1 protein-coding gene is annotated in these 1009 nt (G+C 47.3%); it reads left to right on the forward strand.

Going from position 1 to position 1009, the window contains the following annotated elements; genetic code table 11:
- Positions 1 to 759, forward strand: a 759-nt coding sequence (locus E1189_RS16320; RefSeq protein ID WP_230460464.1) for a hypothetical protein, incomplete at its 5' end; no start/stop codon positions are given.
- Between the last annotated feature and the right edge of the window lie 250 nt (positions 760 to 1009).

Genomic DNA, 1009 nt, shown 5'->3' on the forward strand with positions numbered 1-1009 from the left:
GTGAGCTGGGTTTTCTCCGACGGGACAACGGATTACAGAATTAAGCCTGTGTCTGACTTGCACGGATTTTCCCAAACTTTCTTGCGGGCCATGAATAAAGTGGCGATAGGAACGGGCTGGAGCTGGATCAATAAAAGCCGACTTCCCGTCGTAGAACGTAGTGCAGCCGGATTGCCCCCTTTCCCGGCCAGTTTGGAAAAAGCAGATATTCGAACAATATTCTTCGTCATTCAGTGTAAAGATAAACAAGAAAAGCTTTTGGCTTACTACGATGACCACCTTAGGAATTTTGCCCCTAAAACACAGTATCCACTACTGTTAAAAGCTTATGAAAATTATAAAAACGGCACCGTCCCCATGCCCCATCTATGCATTCGAAATTTCGCACTCAACTCTTGTCTGCATTGGTTGTTCAGTCAGCAGGGTGAGAGACCATGGAAATGGCTGGCACCCGTTCCCATACGCAGAACATCTAGTGAATCTCCTCTGACCATTCAAACAACAGGATGCCTCTCCCCTCCGAAAGGAGTCGGTTTCCCTGAATGTCTAGAGGTTGCGCAAGCCATGCGGAGTACAGAGGAAACTTCTGAAATCATGTCCCCGGAACGGGTCAAAAAGGCTTTTAACGAACCTGATGCCCTGGTGATCGATGTTGATTTGTTATCCATCATTTTTAAAGAATATCTGGACACATTGGACTGGGATCTTTTTCTCTGTGAATGTAAGAGAATATACCCCAAATATTTCGGTGGGGAATGACTATCAGCCATGCTGACGGCTGATGTTGCTGAAACACGCCCCCCTCAGCGGAGTTTCCTGCTGGGGCCTTTTTCTTAAACAGGAAACTTTTTTCGTTTTCCGGCGTCTAATTGACCTGAGGCAGAAGCAGCTATGGTCAAAAGATACTCACATGGACGTCAACAATTTCAGAATTGGGACAATAGGCGTGACTGGCTCACACATGTCCCTGACACCCCAGGAGGAGAACCCGAGAAAGCGGCGCGTCACG

It is taken from the genome of Parendozoicomonas verongulae, assembly GCF_009711465.1.
Lineage (GTDB): Bacteria > Pseudomonadota > Gammaproteobacteria > Pseudomonadales > Endozoicomonadaceae > Sansalvadorimonas > Sansalvadorimonas verongulae.